Source organism: Micrococcus lylae NBRC 15355 (genome assembly GCF_001570885.1).
Taxonomy (GTDB): Bacteria; Actinomycetota; Actinomycetes; order Actinomycetales; family Micrococcaceae; genus Micrococcus; species Micrococcus lylae.
In genome coordinates this window covers 1-24164 of sequence record NZ_BCSN01000042.1, presented here as the reverse complement: position 1 = coordinate 24164, position 24164 = coordinate 1, and the positions used below count along the sequence as shown (strand labels likewise).

Sequence of the window (24164 nt, the reverse complement as noted above, 5' to 3'; positions counted from 1 at the left end):
TGGCTCTGGTGGGCTGTGGGCCTGCAAGCCTCGTGTACGACGCAGAGCACGCCTGTGGATAAAGAGCCCTGGAGAATGTCCCGATAAGGGCGCCTTACTCCTCACAGGCCTTCAAGGCGCGCCTCAGACGAGCACTTACTCACTCCATAAATGGTGAGGGAAGCCATCACACTTGTATCCACACATGTGGACGAACCTGTGGATGAGGAACAACGCTGCGCGGCGGCGTCACATCGCTCCTGTGCACATGTGGACAACACCTGTGGATGAATGACTCGCCGCGAGCTAGAGCGTGTCGCTTCCAGCTGCGGAGGGCAACAAGAACACCGTCTCGGGACCTGGCCCCTGGGCGAGGCAACGATGGGGATGGTCCCAGAGAGGATGCGCCATGGCATGTAGGTGAGCTCGTGTGCGATGGATGCTTCAAAAGACCGAAGACAGACCTGGCTGCTCTTCGGCCATCCGTTCCACGTGAAACGAGCAATCTGGCGGGAGCCTGACTGATGGCTGGCCTCTCGAGCTGTCACGAGAGAGCTGATGCTTCAGCAGGCTTTTGCGCAGGGCATCGGAAGTATGTCGGTGAGGAATCGTCATCCGATGACTGGTGTAGGTGCAGCTCTCCGTTCGTGCAGCAGAAAGGGGGCGGGTCATGGCGGGCGTCGGACGTCCTTGAGGTCGTTCGGCGGAACACTGGAGCCGCTGCTGTCCCAGTGAGTAATGGTTTCTTGGCTTGCCTGCTCGCACGCCATCCCCTTGCGCGAGAAGAAAAGACACACCGTCCGGGAGGCGCTGGGGGATGTTTCACGTAGAACGCAAGGCATGGGCAGTCTCGTGGCTCCGTAGAAACCTGCCGACACACGACCGTACCGAACGGGTCTACCGGCCACCGCGTTGACCACAGTTCACTGACCGGTACCGTCGTATGTGAAGAGAGAAGTAAGCGTGTTCAGCCTGATCCACGGGGATACTCGACAAGACACCGGGAGAGACCGAGTAGCGACGCTCCGGAAAACTATCGACACGAGTGGGTGACTGGCGCAGGAGGGCGGGCCGCCTTGTGATCATTCATCGGCCGCGGACTGTGGCGAGGAGGTGATCTCTCTCCCGCCGTGTGATTCCTGGATGTGTTTCACGTGAAACGCGACTGCAGTGGAACATGGCGCAGTGGGATACGCGAAGAAGGTGGGAGTCTCCCACGGGGCCGAACTGCATTCGTGGGCTGCCTCGGACAAAGGAGTCGATTCAACCGTTGGCGTGCCGCGACTCCGGTCATCAGATCGGTGTCCGGCATTGCATATATCTCCGTCTTCAGCTCAATGCTGAGATGAGCGCGTGCGTAGAACCGAATGTCGGTCCTGAAGTAGATGCCATAGTCGCCTATTGAGGATCAGCAGCCGAACCGCTGGGACGGTGTGTGGTTGCAGGTAGACCTGCTCTCCTAGTAGTGCGTCTTCAGTTTCATCCTGGACGAAGACAAGGTGCCCGCATGGCTACGGTCTACGTTTCACGTGGAACGTGACACGGGAAGCGCCGGCCTGGAAAAGGCTCCGTGCGCTCGGCGAGTAGGCCAGGGGTAGCCAAAAGGAATGGTCTAGACATCTTGGCAGCTCTCACCACGCCCCTCTCCCCAGGACGTTTCACGTGAAACCTTGGCGCGACAGGGTCAAGACTGTCGCTGTGCTGAGGGGACAGTGACTACCGCTGACACCTCAGTGTCCACGTTGCGTGCGCCTGGGTCACCATTTGATCGACACTCCTGCGGGCACCGCCGGCTCCTAGAGGCAGTCTCCAGGCCTCTTACGCGTGTGCCCTCGACCTAGGGCTGGAAGCACGACAATCGGGATGCTGACCGAACATGGGGGTATGCGGGCTTCGCTAGACGGGCGAATCTCCTCGTTCACGCAGTATGCAACACGAACGGCAGTGCCCCAGGGTTGTGACGGATCTGGGCAGAGAGTGGTTCATTGTCTTCGGCTCCTCGTGTCCTCATATCTCCTTGGACATGACGATCTTGGGCACTCGCTCTTTCGCCAAGGCAGCACTCCATGCTCCGCTGACCGCGCCCCAGAGGGCGGCGGGTCGATCCACATGGGTCGACACGCAACACTTTCGTTCGACCATTGTAAGCAACGCTTAACGGGTGATGCGAGGTGCGAGAGCGCAGATGATGCTCTTCGCATGAGGGCATGATTTGTGGTCCGTAGTCGACGGCTGGAGAGTGATTCGGTACATCATTGGCCGTTTCACGTGAAGCAAGGCGCGGTCATCAGCCTTCGGTATCGAACACAAGCCCTCACTCACCTACGTCTGGCCTCCCGCTTCGGTCGCAGGCCTCGTTGCTGTCACCCCGGACTCGCATCGCAAGGTGGTTCGGAGACCTGAGCAAACGCGTCGCTGCCGCAAGCCAAGAGCGGCATCGCACGCGGCAGAGCGAGGAACCGCATTCGTGTTTCACGTGGAACGGGACTGCTGCGCCGTAGAAGGAAGCCGTACTCCGACCTAGACTGGACTGGACATATTTCACTGCAGGAGGACATGTGAAGAAGACCCGCCGAGGAGGCCTGGGCCGGGGCCTCGGTGCCCTAATTCAGACCACCGCAGACGCCGAGGAGACCACGGCGCCAGCGTCTTCCGCCGCGCCGACGGAGGAGACCGGGCAGACTGTGTCCTCTGAGGACGAAAAGGAAGCAACGCCGCGCCGGCGCACCACGTCTGCAGCCGCCGCTGCATCGGAGAAGTCTGCTGACAAGACACGCGGTAAGACGGTGTCTTCGAAGAAGTCCAACGGTACCCGCTCCTCCTCGTCGTCGACGAAGTCGTCAACGACCAAGTCCTCGTCGAGCAAGTCCTCAACGTCCAAGCCGTCCAGGTCGAAGACGCCCGCGGCGTCCACGGCGTCCAAGGAGAAGGCAGCCGCGTCGGGGACCACGTCCACCTCCACATCCTCGGCCACCGGCGCGAAGAAGAGTGCTTCCACCGATTCGTCCGCGGTCAGTGGCGGAAAGGTCAGTGGCACAACGACGTCCGCTGCCAGCAGGAACACCAGGACCGGAGCCGGCGCCGGTGGCACCACCGCTGCCGAGAAGTCCGCCGACGCACCGAAGTCCACCTCCGGCCGCGGCAGTCGGCCCGTGGATGTCTTCTTCTCTTCGGATCGAACCTCCACGGAGGGTGATGCGAAGGGTGGCAGGGCCACCACTGCTGCCGAAGAAAGGGACACAACTGCTGTCGAGGAGCACGAGCAGACCGTCGCCTCGTCCGCCTCATCCCGCTCTGCCGCTGGTCGCAAGTCCACTGTGCGTCGTGGTCGGCCTTCCATGCCCGCTGTCAACGCTCTGGGCCGTCGGGCACCCGCGGAGCCGGCTGAGGCTGAAACTGAGGCTGAGAAGGTCTCGGAGAAGTCCGCGGCAGGCTCCGTGCCTGCAACCACAGACGTGACGGCCGGGGCCGAGGTCTCAGAGGCAGGCACCGTGCCCACGGACATTGCCGTGCTTCGCGAGCTGAAGGTCACAGACATCCATCCGAACCCCCGTCAGCCGCGTGAGGTCTTCGACGAGGACCACATGGACGAGTTGGTCACGTCCATCACCGAGGTGGGCATCCTTCAGCCCATCGTGGTCCGTGAGGTGGCCGGCCCCACGCCGTACGAGCTGATCATGGGCGAGCGTCGTTGGCGCGCCACCCAGCTCGCCGGCCTGGACACCATCCCGGCCATCGTGCGCCACACCCCGGACGAGGACCTCCTCCGTGATGCGCTTCTGGAGAACCTCCACCGTTCTCAGTTGAATCCGCTGGAAGAGGCCGCCGCCTACCAGCAGCTCATGGACGACTTCGAGTGCACGCAGGAGGAACTGTCCCAGCGGATCGGCCGCTCCCGTCCACAGATCTCCAACACGCTGCGCCTGATGAAGCTGCCGCCGCTCGTGCAGCGGCGCGTCGCCAACAACACGCTCACCGCCGGGCATGCCCGCGCTCTGCTCGGTCTCACGGATCCGGCGGAGATGGAGCGTCTGGCCCAGCGCATCGTGTCCGAGGGTCTCTCCGTGCGGGCCACGGAGGAGGCCGTCGCGCTCGCACAGGGTGTCCGTCAGGCCGCCCCGGCCACGCGTCGTCGCAGCGAGCCGACCCGTCATGAGCGCCTGGACTACTTCGCCACGGCCCTGACTTCGCGCCTGGACACCCAGGTCAAGATCACTTTGGGCAAGCGGAAGGGCAAGATCGCCATCGACTTCGCGTCGGTCGAGGACCTCAACCGCATCATGGAGCTCATCCAGGGCGACGACGCGGAGAAGTGAGCCGATCGGCCGCGGCAAGCGGCCGTCGTCGGGGATGGAGGAGGGCCGCCGTAGCAGGTGCCTGCAGTACCGAGGCACATGAAATGCCCGTATCGAATGACACGGATGTCATTCGATACGGGCCTTTCTCATCCCGTCTGACCTGGTCCTTCTCCCTCACAGAACGACAAAGGGCGCCTCCCGCGAGGGAAGGCGGCCTTCATCATGTCAGTGGCAACAGGCCTGACAGACCTGAGGTTCGGTCAGCTGCGCCTCAGCCGAGGATGTCGGAGAACTCCTCCACCAGGGCCGGCTTGGGCTTGGCGCCGACGGACTCCTTGACCTTCTGGCCGTCCTTGAACGCCACCACGAGCGGGATCGAGGTGACACCGAACTGGGCGGCGGTGGCCGGGGAATCGTCCACGTTGACCTTGGCGACGGTGACCTTGCCCTCATACTCGGCGGCGACCTCCTCCAGGACCGGGCCCAGCATGCGGCACGGACCGCACCACTCGGCCCAGAAGTCCACGAGGACGGGCAGCTCGGAGTCCAGGACCTTCTCCTGGAAGTCGGCGTCGGTGACGTTGATGATGCTCATGGGGTCTCCTTATGCGGATAGTCGGTGGTTTCGGTCCTCCACGGGTCGCTGAGGGCCGCAGGGCGGTCCTCAGGCCGGGTTCGCGTCGGACTCGGGGCCGGCGGGGGCCGCCTCGTCGACCCCGAGGACGTCGGCGAGATAGTGCTCCACGTCCTGGGCGGCCACGCAGCCGGTGCCGGCGGCGGTGATGGCCTGCCGGTACGTGTGGTCGGTGACGTCGCCGGCGGCGAAGACGCCAGGCAGGGTCGTGCGGGAGGAGGGGTGCTCCACCTTGATGGTGCCGTGCTCGGTCAGCTCGAGCTGGTCCTTCACCAGGTCGGTGCGCGGGTCGTGGCCGATCGCGATGAACAGGCCGGTGACGGCCAGCTCTCGCTGCTCGCCGGAGACGCTGTCCTGCAGGAGCAGGGAGGTGACCTTGTCCTCGCCCCGGACCTCGGCGACCTTCGTGTTCCAGTGGAACTCGATCTTCTCGTTGTCCATGGCGCGCTGGCCCATGATCTTCGAGGCGCGCAGCTCGTCCTTGCGGACCAGCACGTGGACCTTGGAGGCGAACTTGGTGAGGAAGAGTGCCTCCTCCATGGCCGAGTCGCCGCCGCCGACCACAGCGATCTCCTGGTCGCGGAAGAAGAAGCCGTCGCAGGTGGCGCACCAGCTGACGCCGTGGCCGGACAGGCGCTCCTCGCCCTCCACACCGAGCTTCCGGTAGGCGGAGCCGGTGGTGAGGATCACGGCGTGCGCCTTGATCTGCGAGCCGTCGCCGAGGGTGAGGACCTTCGGGTCGGACACCAGGTCGGCCTCCACCACATCGTCGAAGAGGATCTCGGTGTCGAAGCGGCGGGCCTGACCCTCCATGGCGGCCATGAGCTCCGGGCCCATGATGCCCTCGGCGAAGCCGGGGTAGTTCTCCACCTCGGTGGTGTTCATCAGCTCGCCGCCGGCGGTGACGGCCCCGGCCACCAGCACGGGCTCCAGGTGGGCCCGCGCGGTGTAGATGGCGGCGGTGTAGCCGGCCGGGCCGGAGCCGATGACGGCGACGTTGCGCACCGTGTCGGTCGAGGGGGTGTCGGTCACGGGTTCCTCCAGGGGGGTCTGAGTCGGTGCTGGTCGCCCCGCCCGTCCTCTGCGGCGCACGGGGTCCACGTATCAGGTCAACGGGCCCGCCGGGCCCGGTATTCCGGCCCGCGGAGGGGACGACGACGGCCCCCTCCCCGGACTGTGGCCATCAGCGGCCATCGGCTCACTGGACGGTGATCTCCGACAGGCGCATGCCGTAGGCGTACTGGGTGTTGTCCACCGCCAGCTGGGGCAGCTCGGTGACGGTCACGACGACGTACTTGGCATTGCCCTGATCGTCGGTGATGTCCACCTCGGCCTTGCCGTCCACGAAGGTGCCCTCGCCGCCGCGGCGCAGATCGCCCAGACCGTCCTCGCTGGCGACGCCGATGGCGAGCTGACCGGCGGAGCTCGCGAGGGACTCCACGGTCACCTTCTCGATGTCCCGGGCCTCCTCGAGCTCGATCACGAAGTTCATGCTGCGGGTGTAGCCGCCGAAGTTCGGGCGCTTGTAGGAGTAGCTCTGCCAGTAGGTCTCCGGGTCGCCGTCGATGATGTTCGACAGCTGGTCGTCGTGCTCGGACTCCAGCGTCGGGGCGTCCGGCACCTCGCGGTAGATGTCCACCAGGGAGGCCGGTTCCGCCGGAGCCACGTCCTCGGACGGGGACGCGGAGGTCTCCTCGGAGGGGGAGGCGCCGCCGTCGGTCGGCTGCGTCGACTCGGTCGGGGACCCTGTGGCCTGGTTGTCGTCCGGCACAGAGTCGCGGTTCTGGTTCAGCAGGAAGAAGCCGGTGATCAGCGCCACGGCCAACAGCAGGACCAGCAGGAGGGCGACGAGCCAGCCGGCTCCGCCCGTCTTGGAGCGTCGGTCGTCGTCGGGATCACGCCGGTCACGGGGCCCGTCCGGGTGGGCCGCAGCGGCTGCTGTGGCCGGGGCGGCACCGCGAGCGGTGTCCTTGCGGTCGCGGTGCGGATCCCGGGCATCGGCGTCACGGCGAGAGCCGGCCGGAACGTCGGTGCCACGACCCGAGGCGCCCGTGGCCGCGGCGGTGGCGCCCACTGCCGCGGCGCCGACACCGGCAGCCGCCGCGCCGCGCCGGCCGGAGCGGTCCTTGCGTCCCTCATCGGAGGCATCACGGCCGTCGGCGCGGGGCTCGTGCTCACTTCCGCGTCCGGCGTCACGGCCATCACCGTTGCTTGCAGCGCCGTCCCGGCGCACGTCGTCTGCCCTGTTCGCGTTCTGTGGGGCCGCTCCGGCGGCGGTTGCTCCGGCACCGGAGGCGGCAGCGGCCGCGAGGGCCCGGCGGGGCGCCGGGCGCACACGGCGAGGGGCCTGCCGCTCAGTGTCCTTCGGGGTGGCCTCGTCGTGCTTCGGGGCAGCCCCGTCCCGGTGCGCCTTGGCGGGGCGGGGACGGGCGGAGTCGGAGGCACTGCCCTCGTCACCGCGTCCGGCGGCGGGCACGGTGGGCATGGGGTCGGTGGAGATGTCCGCGGCGGCGGCGCCGCGGCCCTGCTCGGTTCGGCCGTCACGGCCCTTGCCGGATTCCTGGGCGGCGGCCTGGACGGCGGCCTCACGGCGACGATCGGCCTCGCGCTGCTCCATCTCGGCGCGCTCCTCGGCCTGACGGGCCTCGCGCTCCTCGCGCTCCGCACGCTCAGCGGCACGGCGCTCGGCGGCGGCACGCTCGCGGCGCTCGTCCTCCTCGATCTGACGGGCGCGGCGGCGCTCCAACTCCTCGGCCTCACGGCGCTCACGCTCGGCGCGCTCGGCCGCGGCGGCCTCCTCCCGCTCGCGTTCTACGCGCTGACGTTCGGCCTCCTCGGCGCGGCGCTTCTCTTCCTCGAGACGCTGACGTTCGGCCTCTTCGGCGCGGCGGCGCTCCTCCTGGCGGGCGCGCTCGGCCTCCTCGGCGCGGCGCTTCTCTTCCTCCTTGGCCTTCGCTGCGGAACCCGCGGCGGCCAGTGCGGACGCGCCGGCGGCCTCGCGGGCGGCCGAGCCGTCGGAGGAGGAGTTCATGCGCTCGGACAGGCGGTCTGAGAGCCGGTTGAGGAAGCCGGGGCGGCGGGAGTGCTGCTCCTGGTCCGCGCGGATGTGCTCGTCGAGCTCGGTGTAGTAGGCCTCGTCGTCGTCGTACTCATGGGCCTGCGCATCACGGGAGGAGCCGAAGATCTCCGAGCCGAGGGTGTCCGTCTGGAACGGCTCGACGTAGGTCTCCTGGGGGTAGGCCAGGCCGAGCAGCACGTCAGGGTCCGGGTTGCCGCCGGCGATCAGGTAGGTGTGGCCCTCGGAGAGGCCGAGGTCCAGGACCTGGACGTCGTCCTGACGCTCGCCCGTGGCGAGCTCGCGGGCGGACGAGGCCACCTGGGTCGCATTCTCCAGGGAGGCCACCAGCACGGTGACGCGGCGGTTGAGGACCTGGTCCAGGCCGGTGAACACGAGGTCCTGGTCGGCAGAGGTCACCACATGGTCGGTGATGCGGTAGCGACCACCGAGCACGGATCCGACTTCGATCGACTGGGACACGGGATTCCTCTCACATGACGGCTGCGCGGCGGCCACGGCACGGGATGGCCGTGCGCATTCCCCCATCCTAGAGGCAGTGAGGCGTAACACCAGGGAGGGACGGCCCCCGGGTGCCCCGCCGCGGGCCGGTGCGGGGCCAGGCGGATCAGCGGACGCCGAGCACGCGCCCGAGCGCCGGGATGCGGGAGGCCAGCGGCCGGGTCGCCATCTGAAGCTCCTGCATCCTCAGCACACGCAGGCCGATGAGGTAGACGACGCCCATCACGATGCCGGCTGCGGTGCAGGTGATGATCGCGTTGAGGATCGAACCCCAGGCGAATCCGCCGGAGTAGCCGCCGAGCAGCCAGACGGTCACACCTCCGACGATGCCGGCGACGCCCGCCGCCAGGCCTGTCTTGGCGTGGGCCTGCACCACGGCCGCGAAGTCGTAGTCGCCGAAGCGGCGCACCACGAGCACATGGGAGACGAGGAACGTGTAGATGTGCGAGAGCGTGCCCACCGCCGCGATCCAGTAGGCCAGCGACCAGTCCGGCAGGAAGAACGCGCCGGCGTACGCCAGCACGAGCATGCCGAGGGCGGAGGTCACCTGGATGACCATCGGGGTCTTCGCGTCCTCTGCGGCGTAGAACGCGCGCATCAGGTAGAAGCCGGCGGAGCGGAACGGCAGGCCCACCGCGAGGATGAGCAGGACCTGGCCGATCGCGATGCCCGCCGGAAGGGCGGTCTCGGAGGCCGAGCCGAAGATGCGGCCGAGCGGGCCGGCCAGCACGATCATCGCCACGGTGGAGAACACCAGCGGCACGGAGAACGCGCGCAGGCCCTGGCTGGTGGTGGTCCGCACCGCCTGCATGTCCTGTGCGCCCACGGAGCGGGCCAGGCGGTTGAACAGCACGGTGGCCATGGAGACCACGAACACCGAGTGCGGCAGGATCGCGATCAGCATCGCCATGTTGTAGGCGTTCAGGCCGGGGATGGCGGCCTGGGCCATGGCTTCGGACCACCCCTCGGTGCCCGGGGCGCGGGAGTCCACGTCCGCGCGGGCGGCGGTGGCGCCGGTGATGATGCGGGCGCAGAGCAGGTTGACCGTGTTGCCGATCAGCATGGTCAGCAGGGTGAAGCCGGCCAGCGCGCCGGTCTGGCGCAGGCCCATGCCCTTCCAGCCGAACTTCGGACGCAGCCCCAGCCCGAGCCGCCGCAGCGGCAGGAACAGGATCACCGCCTGCGCCACGATGCCCAGGGTGTGGCCGCCGGCCAGGATGACCGTCTGCGTGGTGGTCCACTCCGCCAGCTGGTCCCCGCCGGCGTACCGGCCGAACATCACCAGGTAGAGCACGATCGCGGCGATCGCCACGACGTTGTTCAGCACGGGCGCCCACATGTAGGCACCGAAGCGGCCGTTCGCGTTGAGCACCTGCCCGGCCACCGCGTACACGCCGTAGAAGAAGACCTGCGGGAGTGTCCACAGGGCGAAGACGGTGCCCAGCGTCAGCATGCCCGGGCTCCAGTTGCTCGTCAGGGCACCCATGATCGGGGCGGCGGCCATGGTGATGAGCACCGTGAAGCCGGCCATCACCAGCACCACCAGCGTCATCAGCCTCGAGGTGTAGTCGGCGCCGCGGTCCGCGTCCTTCGCATGCTTGATCAGCTGCGGCACCAGCACCACGTTGAACACGCCGCCGGCCAGCAGCATGTAGATCACGTTGGGGATGGTGTTCGCGGATTCGAAGACGTCCGCCACCAGGGCGGTGGAGCCGATGGCCACGGTGAGCAGGGCCGCGCGGACGAAGCCGAGCACGCGGGACAGCAGGGTGCCGGCCGCCATGATCGCGGACGAGCGCGCCACGTTCTTCTCGCCGGCCGGCACCGCGTCCGTGGGCGGATCGGCGGGCTCGGATTCCCTGACCGCAGCGGTCGGCGAGGCGGTCACGGAGGGGGCGGTGCCGTCGTCGTGCTCGGGGTGCCGGCCTGCGGCGGAGGAGGAGGTGCTCATGACTCGCTTCCGGAAGGGGGAGGTCAGGAGGCGGCGTCAGCCGTCTGCGGGGAAGTGCTGGTGGATGATCCTACGGGCGAGGTCCACGATCCGGCGCTCGTTGGCGAAGGACAGGCGACGCCCGACCTCCTCCAGACGCACCCAGGCGACGTCCACGGCCTCCTGGTCCGGGTCGTTCTCCGTGGTCAGCTCGCCGCCGGTGGCGCGCAGCAGGTAGTGGTGCACGGTCTTGTGGACGCGGTGGCGGGACACGGTGAACCAGTAGTCGATGGAGCCGAGCGGCTCGAGGATCTCGCCGGCGATGCCGGTCTCCTCCTCGACCTCGCGGGTCGCGGCCTCGCGGTGGTCCTCACGGCCCTCGGGGTGGCCCTTGGGCAGGCACCACTCGAGGCGGCCGCCGCGGTTGTAGCGGGCGATGATCGCCACCTCGAGGCCGTCCCGGTGCTCGCGGACCACGAGGCCTCCGGCGGAGACCTCCTCCACGGTGGGCAGGGCCGCGGCGGGCACGCGCGGACGCGGGCCGGTGGGCGGCCCCGGTGTGGGCGTGGGCGGGGTCTGACGCCGCATCCGGCCCAGGACGGCGGAGGGCAGGGGTGCCCCTCGGCGCTCGGGTCGGTCAGGGCGGGTCATGCCTTCAACCTTAGCGTCAGGCGTCCACGTCGCACGCTGGTCCGTCCCGGCACCCCCCGCGGCGCTCGGGCGCAGCCCGCGGGTGCGGCCGACGGCGCGGCCTCCGCCCCGGGCGCGCCGCTGCGACCGCTGCGCGTGCAGTGCCCCGTCTGCTCCCCGGGCACCGTCCCCGTCGCGGTTCTCTGGCACCCTTGTACTCATCATGAGCTCCTCCTCGCCGCGCGTCCCCCTGCCCTCCGGCTTCCCTGAGGGCGCCTCGCTGCCCGCCGTCGTCATCGAGCTGGGCGAGAGGTTCGCCGCGGCCGGCCGGGAGCTGTCCCTCGTGGGCGGACCGGTGCGCGACCTCTTCATCGGCCGGGACTCCGGCGACCTGGACTTCACCACGGACGCGGACCCGGACGCGATCGAGGCGATCGGCGCCGGATGGGCGGACGCCGTCTGGGACGTGGGACGCCGCTTCGGCACCATCGGGTTCCAGAAGGACGGCTGGCAGCTGGAGGTCACCACCTACCGTGCCGAGCAGTACGACCCGACCTCGCGGAAGCCGCAGGTGGCCTTCGGCGACAGTCTCGACGACGACCTGGTCCGCCGCGACTTCACCGTCAACGCGATGGCCCTGCGGCTGCCGGCGATGGAGCTGGTGGACCCGCACGGCGGCGTGCGGGACCTCGCCGCAGGCCTCCTGCACACCCCCGGGACCCCGGAGGACTCCTTCTCGGACGACCCGCTGCGCATGATGCGCGCCGCCCGCTTCGCCGCCCAGCTCGGCCTGCAGGTCGCGGACGAGGTGGAGGCCGCCATGACGGACATGGCCGAACGCATCGACATCATCTCCGCCGAGCGTGTCCGCGAGGAGCTGGTGAAGCTGATCTGCGGCGCCGACCCGCGCCGCGGACTGGACCTGCTGGTCCGCACCGGCCTGGCCGAGCGCATCCTCCCGGAGCTGCCGGCCCTGCAGCTGGAGACCGACGAGCGCCACCGCCACAAGGACGTCTACGCCCACTCGCTCACCGTGATGGAGCAGGCGATCGCGCAGGAGGAGCGCTACTCGCCGCACTCCCCGGACGTGGTGCTGCGCCTGGCGGCCCTCCTCCATGACATCGGCAAGCCGGCCACCCGTCGCTTCGAGAAGGGCGGTGCGGTGAGCTTCCGCCACCACGAGGTGGTCGGCGCCAAGCTGGTCCGCAAGCGCCTGCGCGCCCTGAAGTTCGACAACGAGACCATCAAGGCCGTCACCCGCCTGGTGGAGCTGCACATGCGGTTCTACGGCTACGGGGATGCCGGCTGGACCGACTCCGCGGTGCGCCGCTACGTCCACGATGCCGGCCCGGTCCTGGACCGCCTGCATGCCCTCACCCGCTCGGACGTCACCACCCGGAACAGGCGGAAGGCCAACCGCCTCGCCCACGCCTACGACGACCTCGAGCGCCGCATCGCCGAGATCTCCGAGGCCGAGGAGCTCGCCGCCGTCCGCCCGGACCTGGACGGCGAGCAGATCATGGGACTGCTGGGCATCCGCCCCGGCCCCCTGGTGGGACGTGCCTACCGGCACCTGCTGGAGTGGCGCCTGGACGAGGGCCCGCACGATCAGGACGTGGCCGAGGCCGAGCTGCGCCGCTGGTGGGCGGAGCAGCCGGAGTCGCGCAAGGACTGATCCTCACTCCGGCCGGATCGACTCCACGATCCGGCGGGTCAGGTCCGGCTGGCCGATCTGCTCGAGCCAGCCGGTGTACGCCGTGACGTGGACGTCCCGGCGCCGCCCCTCCACGTCCGTGGTCACCCAGCGGTGTCCTGTGACCTCGCCGAGGCTCGGATCCCTGGACGCCTGACAGGTGTAGTCCATGCGGATCCCCTGACCGGGCCCGTCCTCGCCGACGTCCGCCAGCTGCGGGGCGCCGGACATCGTCACACTGCCGGCACGGCAGCCGAGTCCGTTGAGCTCGAGCGAGGCCCCCAGGCTCGCCGGGTCCTTCTCCGCGAGCGATTCCACGGTGGAGCCGGCCCAGTCCCGGATCCTCGCCCTCCGGTCCTCCACGGCCACGGACTCGTCCATGCTGCCCCGGTCCTCCATGTAGGTCACGGTGGCGACCGCCACGTTCGGGGCGTCGGGCATGGTGACGCGCCAGACCCGCTCGATGTCCGCGACGGTCCCGTCCCCGCGCACCGTGGTCACGTTCGTCCGGTCCAGCTCCTCCCAGTCCTCCGGGAGGTCGAAGGCGAGCCCATCCAGGTCGATGGTCTGCATCTGCCCTGCGGAGGGCTTCGCAGGTGTCGGTTCCTCCCGGCTCGGGGAGGCGGGCCCGGCCGATGCGGAGGGGGAGGCGCTCGCCGAGGGTGAGGCGCCGTCGTCGTTGTTCTCCCCGTTCCGCGCGGAGGGCGAGCTGGAGGCGGTGGCGTCCGCGTCCGGGGTCGAATCCCCGCCGGGGCCCGGGCTGCAGGCGGAGGCCAGCAGCGTGCACAGAGCCACGCCGAGGCAGACGGCCAGGCGGCTGGGTTTCATTGGGCATCCCCTCTCCGGCGGACGGTCGCCGCCCTTCCGCAGTGTTCCACATCACATCGGGCATGGTCACGGTCTCTTCCCCGCAGGGGGCCGGCTTGCCGACGACGGCGCTCACCGCCGCCGGTCGGCTCGCCGTGGGTGCCCCTCCCCGTCCGGGACCGCGGTGGAAGAATGGGGCGCATGAACGATGCGCAGATCGCTGCCGCCCACACGCCCGCCCCGATCGCCGAGATCGCAGCCCGTGCCGGGATCGACGAGGACCTGCTGATCCCGTACGGCCGCCACATGGCGAAGGTGGACGTGCACGCGATCGACGCGCCGCGCACCGGCCGGGTGGTGCTGGTCACCGGCATCAGCCCCACCCCCGCCGGCGAGGGCAAGACCACCGTCACCGTGGGCCTGGTGGACGGGCTGAACCTGGTGGCCGAGGAGGAGGACGCCCCCGCCTCGATCGCCGGCCGCACCGCCATGGCCGCACTGCGCGAGCCCTCCCTGGGCCCCGTGTTCGGGATCAAGGGCGGCGCCACCGGCGGCGGCTGGTCCCAGGTGGTCCCGATGGAGGCCGTCAACCTGCACTTCACCGGGGGCTTCCACGCCCTCACCAGCGCCCACAACCTGCTCTGCGCCCTCGTGGACAACCACATCCAGCAGGGCAACGAGCTGGGCATCGACCCGCGCACCATCACCCTCAAGCGTGCCCTGGACATGAACGACCGCACCCTGCGGGACGTGGTGACCGGCCTCGGCGGCCGCACCCAGGGCGTGCCCCGCGAGGGCGGCTTCGAGATCACGGTGGCCACCGAGACCATGGCCGTCTTCTGCCTCGCCCGGGACCTGGCGGACCTCAAGCGCCGCCTCGGCCAGATCACCGTGGGCTCCACCTACGCCGGCGAACCGGTGACCGCCTCCCAGATCGGCCCGCACGGCGCCCAGGGCGCCATGGCCGTGCTGCTCAAGGACGCGATCGCACCGAACCTCGTGCAGACCCTGGGCGGCACCCCAGTGCTGGTCCACGGCGGCCCCTTCGCGAACATCGCCCACGGCGCGAACTCGGTGATCGCCACCCGCACCGCCCAGCGCCTGGCGGACGTGGTGGTGACCGAGGCCGGCTTCGGTGCGGACCTCGGCGGCCAGAAGTTCATGGACATCACCTCCGTGGCAGGGCAGTTCCCGCCGGCGGCGATCGTGGTGGTCGCCACCGTCCGCGCGCTGAAGCTGCAGTCCGGCATGGCGCTCGCCGACGTCAAGGCCGGCGTGGCGAAGGTCGCCGAGCGCGACGGCCGCGACGAGCAGGAGGTCCAGGACGCCCACGTGGCCGCCCTGCGCTCCGGCGTGGCCAACCTCGCCCGCCACGTGGAGAACATGCAGGCCTACGGGGCCCCCGTGGTGGTGGCCGTGAACCGGTTCGCCGAGGACACGGACGCCGAGCTGGAGTGGCTCGAGGGCTGGTGCCGCGAGCAGGACCTCGCCTGCGCCGTGGCGGACGTCTGGGGCTCCGGCGGTGAGGGCTCCCGCGGCCTCGCCCGCGCCGTGGCACGGGCGCTTCCCGCCCCGGGCGACGACGCCCCGGTGCTCACCGGCCTCTGGACGGAGGGCATGACCGTGGAGGAGCGCATCCAGGCCGTGGTGAAGCGGAACTACCGCGGCGCGAAGGCCGAGTTCACCGCTGCCGCGAGGCGCCAACTGGCCGAGATCTCCCGCCGTGGCCTGGACGGCCTGCCGGTCTGCATGGCCAAGACCCAGTACTCCTTCTCGGACGACCCCACGGCCCTGAACGCCCCGGAGGGCTTCACCGTCACCGTCCGCGAGGTGAGCGCCAAGACGGGGGCGGGGTTCGTCGTCGCCCTCACCGGCGCGGTCATGACCATGCCCGGACTGCCGAAGTCCCCGGCCGCCGACCGCATGGACGTGGACGATGCGGGCAACATCACGGGCCTGTTCTGAGCGATTCCAAGGGAACACACAGAACCGCAGGTTTCTGCGGATCTCGGGGGTTCATCTCGCGTACGCACGCGGGAGCGAGACCGATTCGCAACCATTGCGGACTGTGTCGTGAGTGGCGAAATCACGTCGGACGGTTCAGGCTAGATGACTGTGTCGAGTCCTCCTTTAGCTTCCCCGGCGAGGACGCGCGGCGCCCAGTCCACCTCCGGTGGCGGAGCGGGCCACCATACCCCCCGCCCCGGCACCCGTGTGAGCAAGGGCCCCGGTCGCGTCCCGGCCCTTGACGGCCTGCGCGGCATCGCCGTGCTCGCCGTCCTGGTCTTCCATGCCTGGCCCGCCCTGCTTCCGGGCGGGTTCGTCGGCGTGGACATGTTCTTCGTGCTGTCGGGATTCCTCATCTCGGTCGGCCTCATCCGCCAGATCGACTCCGGCCACGGCGTGAAGCTCGGCTCCTTCTGGATGCGGCGCATCCGGCGCCTGGTCCCCGCCCTGATCCTGGCCCTCGTCGGCTCCACGGCCCTGGCCTGGCTCGCCGTCTCCGAGTTCCCGGCCGGCCTGCGCCGCGAATGGCTCGGCGCCCTCACGTACACCAGCAACTGGCTGATGATCCTGGACGGCAACGACTACTTCAACGCCGCCACCCCGCCGCTGTTCGAGCACCTCTGGTCCCTGGCCATCGAGGAGCAGTTCTACGTGGTGTGGCCGCTGCTGATCCTCTGCCTCCTGCTGCTCTGCTGGCCGCGCAAGGGCACCGCCCGCTCGGCCCGCGGGGCGGATGCCGTCCGCATGGGCATCGTGCTGTCCCTGGCGATCGCCTCCGCCGTGGGCATGGCGGTCGGACAGCTCTCCGGTGCCCCGCAGACCCGCATGTACTTCGGCACGGACACGCACGCCTTCGGGCTGCTGTTCGGCGCCACCGTGGCTCTTGCGCAGACCCACGTGGCCCGTCCGGAGCAGGGCGGCCGTGAGCCCTCCACCGGACCGGTCCGCACGGCGCTGGCCTGGGCCGGCCTGGCGGTCCTGACCGTCGCCTTCTTCCTGGTGGACGGCACCGCGGCATACACCTACCTGGGCGTGCTCGCGGCGCTGTCCGCGCTGGTGGCACTGTTGATCCTGCACGTGGTCCAGGGCAACCGCCGCGACTCGTTCTCCAAGGCCATGTCCGGGGACTTCCTCGGGTGGTGGGGCCGCCGCTCCTACGGCGCCTACCTGTGGCACTGGCCGCTGCTGGTGATCATGCGCATCATCGTCCCGGTCGACGCGCCGGAGTGGATCGAGCCGCTCGCCGCGGGCCTGGTCATCATCCTCACCGCCCTCATCGCCGAGGCCTCCGCCCGCATCGTGGAGGAGCCGATCCTCCACCACGGCTTCCGCGCCACCTTCCGCTCCTGGGGCGAGGGCATCAAGGCCGCCTGGACCGGCTCCGGCGTGCGCGCCGGTGGCCGCGGCCGTGCCGGTCGTCGTGCGGCCGGTGCCGGTCGTCGTGCGGCCGGTGCCGGCAAGGCCCTGGTGGGCGTCGGCGCCGTGGCCCTGCTCGCCGTCCCCGTGGCGGCCGGCGCCGCCCTGGTCCACTCCCCGAGCCAGACGAAGCTGCAGCAGGAGATCGCCGACGCCGAGGATGCGCTCCGCGAGGCCGAGGCCGCGCAGGAGTCCCTGAAGGCCGAGGCGTCCAGGGCCGCCCAGGAGCGCGAGAAGGAGGGCGACGGGGGCAACGGGTCCGAGCCGTCCGGCGGTGAGGCCGACCCCTCCGAGGGCGGGTCCGCGCCGCCCTCCGGCGATCAGCTGGGCCTCGGCGACCCGAACGTGCTGCGCCCCGAGTTCACCGAGGAGGAGCTGGGCGAGAAGCTGCCGCCGTCTGTCCACGGTGAGGACATCAACCTCCTGGGCGACTCCGTCTCCCTGTCCTCCGCCCCCGAACTGCTCAAGCAGATGCCGGGCATCCGCATCGAGGCCGAGGTCGGCCACCAGCTCTGGGATGCCGCGGACCAGCTCGAGGAGATGGCCGCCAAGGACGAGCTGCGCCCCATCACGGTGGTGGCACTGGGCACCAACGGTGCCACCAAGGACAGCGACTGGGATCGCATCCTGGACACCCTGGGCGAGGACCGCCTTCTGGTCCTCGTGATCCCGCACGGCCCGCCGGAGTGGGTCCCGGGCGTCCAGAAGCAGATGAACGCGCTGGCCGAGGAACACCGCGACCAGATCGTGGTGGCCGACTGGGACGCCGCCTCCAAGTACGTGCGCGAGTTCGCCCCGGACAAGGTGCACCCGCGTCAGAACGGCCAGCAGGTGTTCGCCCAGCTGATCCGCCGCACCATCGACGAGCGCCTGGGCGTGGACACCGCCGAGTGATCCACCCGCCGGGGTCCCTGGTTGTGGGGACAGCCTGGTGTTGCCGGGGTACAACTTGGGGGTACAACACGGTCCCGTTCTGCGATCTCAACGCCGTGTCTTATCCCCACTCTGAGGCAGGCGGCGGCACACCCTACGGCAGGTGGGCGCGTCATGCGGTAGACACAGCTCACCCGAGCACGCCCCCAGGGCACAGCACACCCAGGCACGCCGACGCCCGGCACACCGACGCGAACGGCCCCTCGCCTGCGAAAGGCGAGGGGCCGTCGTCGACACGCCCGGCTGAGACCCGGGGCCGCGGGGACCGGGAGGCCGATCAGCGCTCGATGTCGCCGCGGATGAAGGCCTCCACGAGCTCGTGGGCCTCCTCGTCGTGGTGCTGCACCGGCGGGGACTTCATGAAGTAGGAGGACGCCGAGAGGATCGGGCCGCCGATGCCGCGGTCCAGGGCGATCTTCGCGGCGCGCACGGCGTCGATGATCACACCGGCCGAGTTCGGGGAGTCCCAGACCTCGAGCTTGTACTCCAGGGACACCGGGGCGTCGCCGAAGTTGCGGCCCTCGAGGCGGACGAAGGCCCACTTGCGGTCGTCGAGCCAGCCGACATAGTCCGACGGGCCGATGTGCACGTCCTTCTCACCCAGCTGGGCGGAGGTGTTGGAGGTGACCGCCTGGGTCTTGGAGATCTTCTTGGACTCCAGGCGCTCGCGCTCGAGCATGTTCTTGAAGTCCATGTTGCCGCCCACGTTGAGCTGGTAGGTGCGGTCCAGGGTGACGCCGCGGTCCTCGAACAGCTTGGCCATCACACGGTGGGTGATGGTCGCGCCGATCTGGGACTTGATGTCATCGCCCACGATCGGCACGCCGGCGGCGGTGAACTTGTCCGCCCACTCCTGGGTGCCTGCGATGAACACCGGCAGGGCGTTCACGAAGGCGACCTTCGCGTCGATGGCGGCCTGGGCGTAGAACTTGTCCGCCTCCTCGGAGCCCACCGGCAGGTAGGAGACGAGCACGTCCACCTTCGCGTCCTTGAGGGCCTGGACGACGTCCACCGGCTCCTCCGCGGACTCCTCGATGGTCTCCTTGTAGTACTTGCCGAGGCCGTCCAGGGTGGGGCCGCGCTGCACCTTCACGCCGGTGTTCGGCACGTCGGTGAGCTTGATGGTGTTGTTCTCCGAGGCCAGGATCGCCTCCGAGATGTCCAGGCCGACCTTCGCTGCATCCACGTCGAACGCCGCAACGAACTCCAGGTCGGAGACGTGGTAGTCGCCGAACTGGACGTGCATCAGGCCCGGGACGGTGTCCTCGGCCTTGGCGTCCTTGTAGTACTCGACTCCCTGGATCAGGGACGTCGCGCAGTTGCCGAGGCCGGCGATGGCGACGCGGATGGGGTTCTCTGCCACTTGTTCTCCTCGAAGTCTCCCCGGGCACACGTGCAGGTGGGCACGCCACAAGGGCGCGCCCGGTCCCGGGGTTTTGAGCTTGCGTTGCAGTCTACGCCCGACGCGCGTGGAGCCGGGCCCGGTGACCCGCGCGGTTCCTAGGATGGTGGGCATGACCTCTGACCCCTCGAAGGCTCCGCGGCCCGTCTCTGCCCGCCGTCCCGCGCCGCGCCGCGCCGCCGGACCGGTGCTACCGGAGCGTGCGGGGACGGGCGGCTCCTTCGCCACAGGCGGACAGGATGACGCGGCCGCCGTGAGCGGCGTCACCGATGAGCAGGCGCCCGCAGGTGCGGCAGGCACGGGGCGCGCCGCAGGCACCGCCGGAACGGGGCGCGCCGCAGGCACGACGACGGCACGCACCTCGGATGCGTCCCTCGCCGCAGCCGGGGGCCGGGAGGCCGAGGGCCGCTTCTCCCTGCCCGGCGGACTGGCCGCCAACGGGTGGGGCCGGAAGACCGGCTCGTGGGCGTCGCCGGTGGCGATCGCCGCGCTGCTGGTGGGCCTGGCCGCCGCGGTGACGGTGCTGCAGAAGGCTCCGTGCCTGGTGCGCGGCTGGGGCGCCCCGAACGTCTACCTGGCCGGCTGCTACTCGGACTGGGCCGCGCTCTACGGCGGGCGCGGGTTCGCAGACAACGCGTGGGCGCCCTTCGCCGCCGGATCGACCTTCGAGTACCCGGTGCTGATGAGCCTCGTGGCCTCCGTGGCCGCGCAGATCACCCAGTGGGTGCCGGACGGCGGCAACGAGACCCTCGCGTTCTGGCTGGTCAACGCCGTCTTCGTGGTGGGCCTGTGGGCCGTCGTCGCGGTGCTGACCGTGCGCATGGCCGGGCGCCGATGGACCGACGGACTCATGGTGGCCGTGGCACCCGGCATGATCCTGGCCGGCACCATCAACTGGGACATGTGGGCCGTGGCACTGATGGCCTGGGGCATGTACGTGTGGGCCCGGTCCAAGCCGGGCTGGGCGGGCGTGCTGTTCGGCCTCGGCGCGGCGATGAAGGTCTACCCGCTGCTGATCCTGGGGCCCCTGCTGATCCTGGCGGTGCGGTCCCGGCGCTTCGGCCCGTTCCTCAAGGCCCTGGCCGGCACTGTCGGGGCGTGGCTGGCGGTGAACCTGCCGCTGATGGTGCTGAACGTCGAGGCCTGGAAGCTGTTCTTCACCTTCTCCTCCGAACGCGGACCGGGCCTGTCCAGCGTGTGGCACGCCTGGGACGTGATGGCCCCGAAGGTCGGCGGCCGCTACCTCCCGGACGAGTCGCTGTCCCTGGTGGTCTACGGGGTGTTCGCCGTCTGGTGCGCCGCGGTGTTCCTGCTCGGCGTGCTGGCGAAGCACCCGCCCCGGCTGGCGCAGCTGACGTTCCTGGTGGTGGCCGGATTCGTGCTGACCAACAAGGTGTACTCGCCGCAGTTCGTGATCTGGCTGATCCCGCTCATGGCGTTGGCCCTGCCGCGCTGGAAGGACTTCTGGGTCTGGCAGACGGTGGAGGTCCTCCACTTCTTCGCCGTGTGGATGTACCTGGCCAAGGGGGCCTCCGGCTCCGAGCCGCAGCATTCCATGGACGACTCCGTGTACGTGCTGGCGATCGTGGCCCACGTGGTGGCCGTCCTCTGGCTCTGCGCCCGCGTGGTGGTGGAGATGTACGTCCCGCGCAAGGACCTGGTGCGGCAGGCGGCCGCGTCCAGCGTGGCGGCCGGAGGTCCCGAGGCGAACCGCGGCGTGGCGGCCGACAGTCCCGAGCCGGGCCGCGGAGGTGCGGCGTCCGGACCGGGCCGCGCAGGCCCGGTGGACCTGGCCGCTGACCCGCTGGCCGGTGCCTACGCGGACTCCCCGCGGCGCTGAACCAGCGTGCGCTGAGCCACCAGGCGCCGAGCTAGCATGCGCCGAGCCACCATGTCCTGCGTCAGCAACCCCCGCACAGCCGGGTCAGGCGAAGTCCCAGCGGTGCACCGGGCAGTCCGGGTCCGGCTCGAGGCCGGGGGACGCCGGGCCGCCGTCGGGGTCGGCGCCGGGGCAGTCGCAGCGGGCGCCGGAGGCGAGGGTCGCGGCCTTCATCTGCTCGCGCCAGATGGCGTTGGGGTCGTTGTTCGCATCGGCGCGGACGGGGACGGCGCGCTCCGGGGCGTCGGCGTCCGCGTGGGGGTGCCCGACCGCGTCCCGGTCCCGGGTGAAGCCCATGCGCACGATCCACCAGCCGGCCAGCGTCCAGCCGATCATCAGCACCACACCGATCGCCACCACGATCCAGATCTGCGCGTCCATCCCGGGCCTGTTCCTCGCTCTCGTCCCCTCATGCCGGCCGCGTCGCCGACGCCTCCACCGTAGCCGCGCCGCCCCTGCGCCCCCGCACACGGCCGCGGTACGGTCGGACCATGACCGACACCTCCGCTGCAGCAACTGCCGCCCCGGGCCAGATGCCCGCGCACATCCAGGACCTGGCCGACTTCGTGACCGCCTCACCCTCCAGCTACCACGCCGCGGAGGAGGTGGCACGTCGCCTCGAGGCCGTCGGGTTCACCCGCCTGGATGAGCACCGGGACTTCCCGTCAGCCCCGGGCGGGTACGTCGTCGTCCGCGACGGCGCCGCCATGGCCTGGATCATCCCGACCACCGTCGGCGCCGCCGCCTCCGGCGAGGCCGCAGGCGGCGGCGAGGGGGCCGACGTCGTGCCGGTGTTCCGTGTTCTGGGCACCCACACCGACTCCCCGGGCTTCAAGCTCAAGCCGAACCACGCCACCGTCACCGCGGACGGTTGGGCGCAGGCCGGCGTGGAGATCTACGGCGGGCCGCTGCTGAACTCCTGGCTGGACCGCGAGCTGCGCTTCGCCGGCCGCCTCGCGCTCGCCGACGGCCGTCAGGTGCTCGCCGCCACCGGTCCGCTCGGCCGCATCCCGCAGCTGGCCATCCACCTGGACCGCCAGGTCAACGAGGGCCTGCAGCTGCAGCGCCAGAAGCACATGCACCCGGTGGTCGGGGCGGCCCAGCCGGGGAACGGGTCCCTGGACGGCCCGGTGCAGGCCCGCCTCTGCGCGGACGTGCTGTCCGTGCTGGCCGAGGCCGCCGGCGTGGAGCCGGAGGCGATCATGGGCCATGACGTGATGGTCGCCGACGCCCAGGCCCCCGGCCTGTTCGGCGCGAACGGCGAGTTCCTGGCCTCCGGCCGGCTGGACAACCTGGCCTCCACCCACGCCGGGCTGGTGGCGCTCGAGCGCCTGGCCGGCGAGGGCGAGGGCGTGGAGTTCGCCGGACGCGTGGCCGACGGCATCGCGGGCGAGGCCGCCGGTGCCCCCGTCATCCCCATGCTCGCCGCCTTCGACCACGAGGAGCTCGGCTCGGCCTCCCGCTCCGGTGCCGCCGGCCCGATCCTCGAGGAGATGGTCGGGCGCATCCAGACCGCCCTCGGCGTCGAGGGACAGGCGCGCGCCCGCTCGATCCACGGCTCCTGGCTGCTCTCCGCGGACACCGGCCACCTGGTCCACCCGAACTACGCCGAGCGCCACGACCCGGCCAACCACCCGCGCCCGAACGGCGGCATGCTGCTGAAGATCAACGCGAACCAGCGCTACGCCACGGACGCCGCCGGCGAGGCCGCGTTCGCCCGCTGGTCCGGTGTGGCCGGGGTGCCGTTCCAGGAGTTCGTCTCCAACAACGACTCCCCGTGCGGCTCCACCATCGGCCCCATCTCGGCCACCCGCCTGGGCATCCGCACCGTGGACGTGGGCATCGGCCTGCTGTCCATGCACTCGGCCCGCGAGATGTGCGGCGTGGAGGACATCGCGCACATGGGCAAGACCCTCGACGCCTTCTACGCGGGCGTCTGACGGGCTGGCTCCTCCTGCTCCTGCGTCGAGAGGGGCCTTTCAGTCCCGGCGCAGCTCCATCCGGGGCAGGTCCTTCTTCGGGTCCGGCCGCCCGGCCAGCACCTTCACGGTGTTGAGGTTCCGGGCGGTCCCGGAGCGGCCCAGGATGCGCTCGATCCGCGGCAGGGTGAGCGTCGAGGAGCGGGTGTCCACGGCGTAGCGGATCCACACGCCGCGGCCGGTGGTCAGGCAGCGGTCCTGCCCGACGTCCTCGGCCATGAGCCGGGCGGCGTCGTCGGGGTCCGGGGCGGAGTCGAGCAGCACCAGATGGGCCTGGCGCGGCAGGAACCGGCCGTCCGCGACCTCCCCGACGGTCGGTGCCAGGTCGCTCGCCTCCCAGGCGTCCAGCAGGGAGGCGATCTCCGCGGCGGTCGCCTCGTGCACGGGGGTCTCCACGTCCAGGCGGGCCAGGATCAGGCGGGAGAGCATCGCGGCCACCTCGGCGGCGGGACGGCGCTCGCCGATCCGGCACAGCACGTTCCCGGAGTTCAGGTGCACGGTCGCGTCCTCGGCGCCGGCCTCGGCGGCGAGCTCGGCCAGCTCCGCCTTGGGCACGCGGTTCCGTCCGCCCACGTTGACGCCGCGCAGCAGCAGCACGTGGGTGTGGCGGTGGTCGGTGCGGTCCATGGGGCCTCCTTCGCGTGGCGTGCACGGGTCGGCTCCGCCGGTGCTTCCCGACGACGGCCGGTCTCCTGCTGTCTGCATTCTCGCCTCTGCGGCTGTGATCAGTCTCGCCCTCCGGGGCGCGTTCCCGTGATGGTAGGATGGATCAGGTTGTCTGCGTGCCGCCGAAGAGTGCGGGCCGACGCGCGGACGACGAGCACAGAACCTCCTGCCACGGAGAGACCGTGGCCGCAAGCCCAGAGGAGGTGGGTTCGCATGCGTGCTTATGAGCTGATGGTGCTGATCGACCCTGAGGTCGACGAGCGCACCGTGGAGCCGACCCTCAAGAAGTACCTTGAGGTCATCACCAAGGACGGCGGCACCGTCGACAACGTCG

17 protein-coding genes are annotated in these 24164 nt (G+C 70.3%); 7 read left to right on the top strand and 10 right to left on the bottom strand.

Annotated elements, in window-relative coordinates:
- Positions 1–2587: 2587 nt before the first annotated feature.
- On the bottom strand, positions 2588–3166 hold the full coding sequence (locus MLY01S_RS08980) for a hypothetical protein (RefSeq protein ID WP_135103340.1): 579 nt from the start codon (positions 3164–3166) through the stop codon (positions 2588–2590).
- Between the two features lie 304 nt (positions 3167–3470).
- Between MLY01S_RS08980 and MLY01S_RS08975 the strand changes: the two genes are divergently transcribed.
- Positions 3471–4295, top strand: coding sequence for a ParB/RepB/Spo0J family partition protein (locus MLY01S_RS08975; RefSeq protein ID WP_067191334.1), 825 nt, complete (start codon positions 3471–3473; stop codon positions 4293–4295).
- Between the two features lie 253 nt (positions 4296–4548).
- On the opposite strand, the gene trxA is transcribed toward MLY01S_RS08975, so the two are convergent.
- The 5 genes from trxA to MLY01S_RS08950 form a co-directional block, all read right to left on the bottom strand.
- The gene (gene trxA, locus MLY01S_RS08970) at positions 4549–4872 is read right to left on the bottom strand and encodes a thioredoxin (protein WP_067191329.1); all 324 of its coding nucleotides are present in this window, start codon (positions 4870–4872) and stop codon (positions 4549–4551) included.
- Between the two features lie 69 nt (positions 4873–4941).
- Entirely contained in the window at positions 4942–5943 is a 1002-nt protein-coding gene (gene trxB, locus MLY01S_RS08965; RefSeq protein ID WP_067191327.1) for a thioredoxin-disulfide reductase, read from the bottom strand.
- 166 nt (positions 5944–6109) lie between these two features.
- Positions 6110–8449 carry a hypothetical protein gene (locus MLY01S_RS08960; protein WP_067191325.1) on the bottom strand — a complete coding sequence of 780 codons (2340 nt, stop codon included), beginning with the start codon at positions 8447–8449 and terminating at the stop codon, positions 6110–6112.
- 145 nt (positions 8450–8594) lie between these two features.
- Positions 8595–10439 carry a murein biosynthesis integral membrane protein MurJ gene (gene murJ, locus MLY01S_RS08955; RefSeq protein ID WP_082740024.1) on the bottom strand — a complete coding sequence of 615 codons (1845 nt, stop codon included), beginning with the start codon at positions 10437–10439 and terminating at the stop codon, positions 8595–8597.
- A 36-nt stretch (positions 10440–10475) separates the two neighbouring features.
- Entirely contained in the window at positions 10476–11069 is a 594-nt protein-coding gene (locus MLY01S_RS08950; protein ID WP_082740022.1) for an NUDIX hydrolase, read from the bottom strand.
- A 202-nt stretch (positions 11070–11271) separates the two neighbouring features.
- Here MLY01S_RS08950 and MLY01S_RS08945 point away from each other — a divergent pair, with 202 nt between their 5' ends.
- The gene (locus tag MLY01S_RS08945) at positions 11272–12723 is read left to right on the top strand and encodes a CCA tRNA nucleotidyltransferase (protein WP_067191321.1); all 1452 of its coding nucleotides are present in this window, start codon (positions 11272–11274) and stop codon (positions 12721–12723) included.
- A gap of 3 nt (positions 12724–12726) precedes the next feature.
- Here MLY01S_RS08945 and MLY01S_RS08940 read toward each other — a convergent pair whose 3' ends face one another.
- A complete protein-coding gene (locus tag MLY01S_RS08940) occupies positions 12727–13569 on the bottom strand; it encodes a hypothetical protein (RefSeq protein ID WP_135103341.1) in 843 nt (280 codons plus the stop codon).
- 180 nt (positions 13570–13749) lie between these two features.
- Here MLY01S_RS08940 and MLY01S_RS08930 point away from each other — a divergent pair, with 180 nt between their 5' ends.
- Positions 13750–15513 carry a formate--tetrahydrofolate ligase gene (locus MLY01S_RS08930; RefSeq protein ID WP_135103342.1) on the top strand — a complete coding sequence of 588 codons (1764 nt, stop codon included), beginning with the start codon at positions 13750–13752 and terminating at the stop codon, positions 15511–15513.
- Positions 15514–15762: 249 nt separating this feature from the next.
- Positions 15763–17865, top strand: coding sequence for an acyltransferase family protein (locus MLY01S_RS12830; protein WP_067191312.1), 2103 nt, complete (start codon positions 15763–15765; stop codon positions 17863–17865).
- Positions 17866–18181: 316 nt separating this feature from the next.
- Here MLY01S_RS12830 and MLY01S_RS08920 read toward each other — a convergent pair whose 3' ends face one another.
- Positions 18182–19267 carry an inositol-3-phosphate synthase gene (locus tag MLY01S_RS08920; RefSeq protein WP_067191310.1) on the bottom strand — a complete coding sequence of 362 codons (1086 nt, stop codon included), beginning with the start codon at positions 19265–19267 and terminating at the stop codon, positions 18182–18184.
- Positions 19268–19418: 151 nt separating this feature from the next.
- Between MLY01S_RS08920 and MLY01S_RS08915 the strand changes: the two genes are divergently transcribed.
- Positions 19419–21146 carry a glycosyltransferase family 87 protein gene (locus MLY01S_RS08915; RefSeq protein WP_082740028.1) on the top strand — a complete coding sequence of 576 codons (1728 nt, stop codon included), beginning with the start codon at positions 19419–19421 and terminating at the stop codon, positions 21144–21146.
- An 84-nt stretch (positions 21147–21230) separates the two neighbouring features.
- On the opposite strand, the gene MLY01S_RS08910 is transcribed toward MLY01S_RS08915, so the two are convergent.
- Positions 21231–21566: a hypothetical protein gene (locus MLY01S_RS08910; protein ID WP_067191308.1), complete on the bottom strand. Its 336-nt coding sequence runs from the start codon at positions 21564–21566 to the stop codon at positions 21231–21233.
- Between the two features lie 110 nt (positions 21567–21676).
- On the opposite strand from MLY01S_RS08910, the gene MLY01S_RS08905 reads away from it, so the two are divergent.
- Positions 21677–23125 (top strand): M18 family aminopeptidase, encoded by a 1449-nt coding sequence (locus MLY01S_RS08905; protein ID WP_067191306.1) that lies wholly within the window; start codon positions 21677–21679, stop codon positions 23123–23125.
- Positions 23126–23164: 39 nt separating this feature from the next.
- On the opposite strand, the gene MLY01S_RS08900 is transcribed toward MLY01S_RS08905, so the two are convergent.
- Positions 23165–23791: a DUF1697 domain-containing protein gene (locus MLY01S_RS08900; protein ID WP_067191304.1), complete on the bottom strand. Its 627-nt coding sequence runs from the start codon at positions 23789–23791 to the stop codon at positions 23165–23167.
- A gap of 252 nt (positions 23792–24043) precedes the next feature.
- Here MLY01S_RS08900 and MLY01S_RS08895 point away from each other — a divergent pair.
- On the top strand, positions 24044–24164 hold a 121-nt coding region (locus MLY01S_RS08895; protein WP_174520647.1), incomplete at its 3' end, for a 30S ribosomal protein S6.